Below are 6,870 nucleotides of genomic sequence, written 5' to 3' on the forward strand. Positions count from 1 at the left end.
CGGCCGTCGGGATTGACTGGGGTACTGCTACCTTTGTCACCATTGTTGCTGAGGATCGTGCCGAATATCTCATCGAAAATCCGCGTCACTTTAAAAAGCACGACTCCCAGCTAAAAAAAGCGCAGCGTCAGTTATCACGCAAAAAGAGGGGATCCAAGAATAGGGCCAAAGCCAAGCTGAAGCTGGTTTCGTGCCATGAGAGGCTAGCTAATCAGCGTGATGATTTTCTGCACCAGACCAGCGCCCGTGTCGTGCGTGAGTCCAGACTCATAGCTACAGAGATATTGAACATCAAGGCCATGACAGCCCACGGTGGTGCTTATAAGAAAGGGTTAAATCGCAGCATTCTTGATACCTCCCCTGGCAAGTTTTTCGCATTGTTGGAGTTCAAAGCGGCAGACGCTGGTATTCCCTACATCGAAATACCCACCAGGAAGGTTAAGCCATCGCAAAGCTGTTCCGGCTGCGGAGCAGTCGCGAAAAAGGCACTGTCCGAGCGCGTGCATGCATGCGCATGCTGTGGGCTTAGGCTTGATCGGGACGTGAATGCTGCACGCGTGATCTTGAATTATGCTTTGACAGGCTTTGTCACGGGGCGGGAACCGTCCTCAGGTGTGGAGGGTGGGGTTACCCGCTCGCTGAAGCACGAAACTCCACCCAATCCTCACACGCTCGTAAGAGCGTGTGAGGATTGGGTGGTAGAAGTTCATTAGTGCTTCGCTACAGCAGATGGCCGGAGGCCTCGGAGCGGTTGTCGCAGGTCACATCGTCGAGACCATGCCTGACGGGTCGATTAACTATTTTGACCGCGTCGGCTATGTCGTCATCGCTGCGTCACTATTCACACTGTACATGATGATGCGGATTCACAGACTAGTGCCGGAATCCGCGCGTGCCGCTCAGCGGTAGTCAGCAGCCGATGCCATAGGCGTGGACTGCATCAGGTGTGGAGCGCCAGGAGTGCAGGTTGGTTGCGGCAGAGCAAAGCTGTAAAAGCCGAGTGGCGCAAGCCCACCGTTGTCCCAGGCGATATCGCCACTGGCGAGGGTGAGTTTGACTGCCAATTCAAGGTGGCTCATATGCAGGTGGCCTCGCTCGTCTACAATCAACTCCGGGAGTGCACCCTCCCACGTGTGACCGTCCCCGCTGGCAAGCGCCAGTTCTTTTGGGGCGAGAGCCCAAGACTTGCCTGTCCATGCGTTACGCAGCGAGTACACGAGCGTGACCGCAGCTGGCACTGCGCTGTTCGTGCTGGAGATTCTATAGGTTGCAGCACCTTGGAACACGGCGGTGGAAAAATATCCCGGGCAAGACGGTACATGACTCGAACCGTGCACTTCTATGCTACCGCGTTCACTAGCGATCACTGGGGTGGTGGCTATGGTGGGCAAAAGCGCCAATAGGCTCAGGCCGACAAGTAAGTTTGCGATGTTGCGACTAAACATGATTGACTCCACACGACGACCCGGGGACAAAAGGGTGGGCCGCGGCCGTGATATAGAGCCAGTTTCCGCCAAAGTCACGCTTAATTTACTAAACTACAAATGTTTACACAGCAACGCGCTTAATCGCTGCCCCTAGGGCCTCTAGCTTGCGATCGATCTCCTGATAACCCCGCTCGATCTGGTAGATGTTATGGATCTCACTCTTGCCGAGGGCAATGAGTGCCGCCATCACGATCGCCATCCCAGCCCGGACGTCGGGAGAGCTCAGATTGGCGCAAAACAGCTGCGACGGTCCGGTGACAACGATACGGTGCGGATCGCACAGGACAATGTTGGCACCCATGCGCATGAGGTTGTCGGTAAAGAACATCCGGCCTTCGAACATTTTCTCAAAAAAGATCATAGTTCCAGCGGCCTGCGTCGCCCCGACGATCGCTACGGACATGAGATCCGTGGGGAACGCCGGCCACGGGCCGCTATAGATGGAACCGATGCGGTCGCCGATGTCCTTGCGCATCACCAGGGGCTTGGTGCCATCGATGGTGAGCGCGTCGCGTCCTATCTCTGGATGGATGCCGAGGCGACCTAGTACCTTGAGCGGATAGCGCATATCGTCGACGTTGACGTCGGTGATGGTGATCTTGCCCTTGGCGATGGCGCCCAGGCAGAGAAAGCTACCGACCTCCATGAAATCGGCGCCGATCGTGTGCACCGCTCCGTGGAGGCTAGTAACACCCTGTATCTCCAGCCGGTTACTGCCTATGCCTGAGATCTTGGCGCCCATAGCATTGAGGAGGCGGCAGAGGCCGACCACATGGGGCTCGCAGGCGGCGTTGTGGAGGACCGTGGTGCCCTCGGCGCGCGTGGCGAGCATGACTAGGTTCTCGGTCGCCGTGACCGAGGGCTCATCAAGGTAATAGTCGGTGCCGATGATCTTAGGCATCCGCCCACTGATCACGCGGTCCAAGGTAAGAATCCCGCCTAAGGCGGTGATTCCGTCCCAGTGGGTGTCTATCCGCCGCGCGCCAATGACGTCCCCGCCTGGGGGGGCCAGTTCGACCTGGCCGAACCGGGCTAGCAGTGGGCCGAGGAGCATGATCGAAGCCCGCACCTTAGCGCACATGCCGTAGTTAGGGTGGGAGCTGTGGGCCTTGCTGGCATCGAGGACGACGGTTTCGTGATCCGTCCACTCTATCCGTACGCCGATGCCTTGGAGGATCTCAAGCATCGTAAGGACGTCGCCGATCCGCGGCATGCGCTTCAGAGTGATCGGCTCGTCGGTCAGCAGACACGCGCACAGCGCGGGTAGAGCCTCGTTCTTATTGCCAGAGGGTCTGACGGCACCGTTGAGTGGGCGGCCGCCTTCGATGACAAATTTATGCATGGGGCTTCCCGTCCATTCGTCAGCTGGGCTAGTTGTAAACTTCTATCTTTACCAGGATTAGGGTGTGTCGGCTAGGTGGTCAGGCGCACTAAAATGCAACCGGACGTCAAATCGCGAAAAACAACGACTGACTGCGAGTTGGTTAAGATTTTCGGGCACGTGATGACGCAAGATGTTGATGGAATCGAGATAGCGTTTAAGCATCCAGCTCAAAAAAGATGAATTTATCGTGAGCGCTTCATGTCTTAGTCGTTCAAGGCCGCGATATAAAGCACTTACGATAAAGCTAATGTTTATTGCAGCAGTTCAATGAGCTCCTGACGAGACAGTGTTTTAAACATCTCCTCGTCTTGATCCATGAACTTTTCAAACAGCGCTCTTTTGTTTTGAATCATGCGGTCGATCTTTTCTTCGAGCGTGCCGCGGGTTACCAGCTTCATCACTTGGACGTTTTTGTTTTGTCCTATTCGATGCACCCGGTCAGTTGCCTGATTTTCCTTAGTGGCGTTCCACCACCTGTCGTAATGAATCACGACCGATGCTGCCGTTAAATCGATACCTATACCGCCAGCTAATAGGGAGCCGCAGAATACCTTGATCTCTGGGTCCGTCTGGAAGTTTTTAATGATAGCGCCGCGATTGCGGCTCTCGCCGGTCAGGGTGACGTGTCCGACATTGATATCTGACAGGTACTGCGTGATGAGTTTGATCATCCCGACATACTGACTGAAGATCACAATTTTGTGGCCGGAGCCGAGGGCCTCCTCTATCAGCTCTTGCATCAGCTCGAACTTGCCGCTGGTATGATCCTTGTAGCTGCCCTTTTTGCTGACCAGTGCTGGATGATCGCAAATTTGTTTTAGTAGGGTCAGGGTAGCAAACACATGCAGGTACGGTACCGGTGAGCCTTCGTCTTGCAGCTGCGCAATGAGCGGTTGCGCCTTGAGTGAGATAACGTCGCGGTACATCTTAACTTGTTCGTCCGAAAGAGCGCAGTGACGTAGGTCTTCGACTTTGGCGGGTAGATCTTTCAAAACGTGATTCTTTGTGCGCCGCATCTTGAATGGATAGATCAGCTTTTGCAGCGCCAGGGTGGCCTCGGGATCTTCGCCGGTAGTGACGGGGGTAATGAAGTTGTCGCGGAAATATTCATCGGAGCCGAGATATCCTGGGACCAAGAAGTCGAATAAGTTCTTGAGCTCGCCCAGATGGTTCTCCATTGGCGTACCACTCAGGCATAACCTGATGCGACTCGGTACGCGGCAGGCAGCTTGATAGGTCGCGGTGCCATTGTTTTTTACAAAATGGGCCTCGTCTAGAATCAGTGCATCCCATTCCTGGGCCATCAGGTGGCGAATATCTCGGAGCATGACGCCGTAACTGGTGACGATGGTATGGGGAGCATCACCCTCTTTGCCAAGTTGACTGAGGATCCCCATCCGCCTCGGGCCATGATATTTGACGCCTTTGAGCATGGGGACGAATTGCTCAATTTTGTCTAACCAGTGATCGAGTACGGTCGTTGGACAAATCACCATAAACTTGGCGTTGGGGTTTTCCTTAAGGATCGCCGCCATCAATCCCATCGCCTGGTGGGTCTTACCTAGACCCATTTCGTCAGCCAGCAGGCCGTGGAGACCATTTTTGTAGAGCCACCAGAGCCAGCGTAGACCGGTCTCTTGGTAACCGCGCAGCGTGATGTTGGCATCGTGCGGTACGGGGTCGCTACTCTCAGGCGTAAATTCAAGGCGACTGCGAATTTGAGTGAGGGCGCGCTTGCTGCCAACAAACTGATCAAAGTCGCCGACGGCGGCTTTGAGTCTGAGTAGGCCGAGCGCGTCCACCTTGAGCGACTGACCGTCCTCGGTCAGCTCCCATTTGTGGGCCGTGACGAATTCGGGGATCTTCATCCAAGTGTTGCCGTTGCGCACAAACTTACGGCGCTTGGAGCGATACTGCTGCATCAAAGTCGCCATGGAGATACTGCCGCGACCGGTGCCGTAGCGAGGATCAAGACGGAACCAGCCGTCCTCCTCAGCGATAAACATGATCTCGGATAACTCAGGGGCCTCGACGATCGCTGTATCTGCCAGGGCGTCGTCCAGATAAAGCGGTCCGACGCGAGCGTATTCGTCGAAGCCGCGTTGCACTAACTCGGCGGCCTCGTCGTCTTTATAGGTTTTCGTGAGCGGTAGCTCGTTCCAGGCGGTGGAGGTTAGATGGCGACGAATAGGATAATAGCCGTGGCCGGGTAGGAAGAAGTATTGATCGCCGAGGAACCGATTGGCGGCCTTACCGTGGACAAAAAGGAAGTGCTCCGCCTTGTCGCCGCCCGCCTGGTCGTTGGCACGCCTATGGTAGTTACCGCGCTCAAAACTGAGCCGCTGATCCGGCGCTAACTTGCTACGGGGATGTAAACTTAAAATCACGCCGCGCTCAGCCACGATCTTATCTGGGTCAGGTTGTGTGAGACGCGTACCCAGCTCCACGGCATCTTCACTGACGACGAGTTCCTTGACTTCAGCTGTAGCGGCCTCAAGATTCACATGGGATTTGAGAAAGGCGGCAGCCGCATCAAGTCCCAGGTCATAGTGGGTGACGTGGCCTGGTTTAAGTTCGATGCGGACACGCAGACCCGGGCCATGTGCCAGCAGCGAGACCCCTTGGATGTTCCCTTTAAGGTGATCGATAATCGTTTGGGTGGCGCCTGCGGCGTTCTTTTTGGCCTTGCCCTCTTTGACGTCAGCCACTGGCGCCGTGACTTTGCTGCGCTTTGGTGACGATGGTGGCTTCAAAGGTGCGGCAGCATCGAGGCTGGCAAGCAATTGCGGCTTTTCGCGATCGATGTGGATCATGAAGGCGGCTATGTGCTCGCAGTAATGACCGAGTGCACGGTTTTTCCGGCAGGTGCACTCAATCCACTGGATCACGTGACCGGCTGGGTGAATCTTGAGCCTGACCTCCGCCCGACTCGACGCAATGACAGTCGCCATGACCAGACCGTCGTAGGTCTGGAGCCCATTGACCTTACCTGCGTGATAAAGATCGACACCCTCGAGCCAGTCGGCTTCGTCCAGGTAATCATAGAAATGATCAAGCAGGTTGAGTTTAGCGGCTTTCTGCAACGGTTACTCGGTAGTTGGGCCGGTAGCAGCCGGAATTAGCAGTGCGGGGGAGAGGGGATGGCTCTATTCTAACAGATTTTTTGCTGTCTGCCTTTACCTGGTCATGGGGCGTCAGGGGTAAGTAACTGATGATACCGTGCTTCTCTAAGCCTTTTGGCTAGGTGACCTTAACCCTCGGTCAACTGCGTCTGGCACCAAACGATCGCCTTACCGACTTCCGCTATCGTGCACAAACGGTATGGGCTGCTCACGCCAGCAAAGGATGGCCTTTAAGGCCTTTGCGAGACCCTGCTGCGCCAGTAAAAAAATATTCTCGGGTCGTCCCGCTTGTACGGATGCAAGTGCCCTCGCTGATTCAAGATCCTGTTCAGCAATCAGCATCAGTTCATCCGCATGAATCTTCTCAAATTTACCTTGTTTAGTCATGGCTGATGTCCCCACCGTAAATCAGCCGGCCCTCTTGCATGCACATCATGGCAACTCCACCAGCCTTGGATTTCCGGACGAATTCTGACCCGGTCATGAAAATAGCGTCAACGGGCCAAACGACACCTTTCCGACTGCGATAATAGCCAGCCTTGGCGACCTTCATGTCATCATGGTCATCAAGAACGATTAGCAAGTCCAGATCGGATGCCTCAGTCATAGTGCCGCGCGCGCCGGAACCAAACAAATAAACTGCTAAAGGCTTACAAGCCCCGATCACGCGGGTAAGCTCCGATGTGATGAGGAGATTTACCTCATCGAGTGGGACCGCCTTGGCGCGTAAACGCTCAAACACTGCGGCTCCTGTAGACATGTCGGGGACCGTGGCATACCGGCGGCCGGCTAGAGACGCTATGTTCATACATTTATAGCAGGAGAAAGTGGTTTGGAAAAAAATAAAAAACCTTCAAAGCTGCGTTGACAAAAGTTT

General features: G+C 55.0%; 7 protein-coding genes. 2 read left to right on the plus strand and 5 right to left on the minus strand.

Features of this window, described 5'->3' with window-relative positions; all coding sequences use genetic code 11:
- Both FJ146_18805 and FJ146_18810 read left to right on the plus strand, forming a co-directional pair.
- A partial coding sequence (locus FJ146_18805) for a transposase (GenBank protein MBM4254022.1) occupies positions 1-713 on the plus strand: 713 nt, incomplete at its 5' end.
- A gap of 16 nt (positions 714-729) precedes the next feature.
- On the plus strand, positions 730-909 hold the full coding sequence (locus FJ146_18810) for a hypothetical protein (GenBank protein MBM4254023.1): 180 nt from the start codon (positions 730-732) through the stop codon (positions 907-909).
- Here FJ146_18810 and FJ146_18815 read toward each other — a convergent pair.
- The 5 genes from FJ146_18815 to FJ146_18835 form a co-directional block, all read right to left on the minus strand.
- Positions 900-1,445: a hypothetical protein gene (locus tag FJ146_18815; protein ID MBM4254024.1), complete on the minus strand. Its 546-nt coding sequence runs from the start codon at positions 1,443-1,445 to the stop codon at positions 900-902. The two genes, FJ146_18810 and FJ146_18815, sit on opposite strands and share 10 nt — an antisense overlap.
- Positions 1,446-1,548: 103 nt before the next feature.
- Positions 1,549-2,829: a UDP-N-acetylglucosamine 1-carboxyvinyltransferase gene (gene murA, locus FJ146_18820; protein ID MBM4254025.1), complete on the minus strand. Its 1,281-nt coding sequence runs from the start codon at positions 2,827-2,829 to the stop codon at positions 1,549-1,551.
- A 293-nt stretch (positions 2,830-3,122) separates the two neighbouring features.
- Complete coding sequence (locus FJ146_18825; protein MBM4254026.1) at positions 3,123-5,954, minus strand: DEAD/DEAH box helicase; 2,832 nt, start codon at positions 5,952-5,954, stop codon at positions 3,123-3,125.
- 207 nt (positions 5,955-6,161) lie between these two features.
- Positions 6,162-6,380, minus strand: a complete 219-nt coding sequence (locus FJ146_18830; protein ID MBM4254027.1) for a HEPN domain-containing protein — start codon at positions 6,378-6,380, stop codon at positions 6,162-6,164.
- Entirely contained in the window at positions 6,373-6,801 is a 429-nt protein-coding gene (locus FJ146_18835) for a hypothetical protein (GenBank protein ID MBM4254028.1), read from the minus strand. Before FJ146_18835 ends, FJ146_18830 begins: the two co-directional genes overlap by 8 nt.
- Positions 6,802-6,870: the final 69 nt, after the last annotated feature.

It is taken from the genome of Deltaproteobacteria bacterium (assembly GCA_016874735.1).
GTDB lineage: Bacteria > Bdellovibrionota_B > Oligoflexia > Oligoflexales > CAIYRB01 > CAIYRB01.